At 60.7% G+C, this 861-nt stretch carries 1 protein-coding gene; it reads right to left on the bottom strand.

The window, feature by feature from the left end; all coding sequences use genetic code 11:
- Positions 1–861: Hint domain-containing protein (locus tag NF685_RS14225; protein WP_252850136.1), on the bottom strand; the 861-nt coding region annotated here is incomplete at both ends.

Consider the following 861-nt stretch of genomic DNA (forward strand, 5'->3'; position numbering starts at 1 on the left):
CACTTTCCTTTTCATGCCAGCCGGTCAGGGCGTCTGCCTCGAGATGCTTGCGATGGGGGACCATGCCCTCAGGCGTGAACAGATGCACTTCGCCAACGAGTGCGCCAAGCTGACGCCGGTCATCGACGAAAGGACCGATCCTGACACTGGGCGCAGCCGCTTCTGCAAGAACGTGCAAAGAGCGGATCGGCTCATCGATCGTGAAGACGACATTCTTGCCGTTGCGTCGTGTGGGCGTAACCCGTGTTCTGCCGTTGACCAGCAGGGCGATCCCGGTCTGATGTTCGGGGCTTGTATCCGAAGCCGGCACAACGAGACCGGGCACGCGTGCTGCGATTTTACGAAACAGCGGCTCGACGAAGCTGCGGTCGGTGCAAAGTGGCGCAGCGCTGTCACGTTCCCAGCTCAGATTGCGTACCTCACGCCCCTCGAATGCCAGATGTCCGGTATCGAGGAAGGATTCCGAGAGCACGTCATTGGCCTTGATGACCGAGTGGGTATCGAGCTCGATATGATAGACGTCGTAGTCCTCATGGCGTGTGTCGTTGACGATGGAATGACCGTTGACGAGCATACGCACGGGCACGAACCGCCCTTCGAGGAACAGGCAGTGCTCCTCTGTGACATGCAGATCGCGTGAGGGCACATTGTCAGCGAGCGCGCCTTGACGCACGATCACGGGCGAGCGGTCTGCCTTGACATGCGATTTCCCTGTCCAGACCACCTGACGCAGCACTTCCTGGCCGTTGTCATAGGCCACGACACGATCGGCCAGCGTGATCTCCTCGACCGCCACGGGGCCGCGCGCGGTTTCGATCAGCGTGCCAGTCAGGTAACAGGGCGGAGCGCCCAGATAGGTGA

The sequence above is a fragment of the Asaia lannensis NBRC 102526 genome, assembly GCF_024054035.1.
GTDB classification, from domain to species: Bacteria; Pseudomonadota; Alphaproteobacteria; order Acetobacterales; family Acetobacteraceae; genus Asaia; species Asaia lannensis.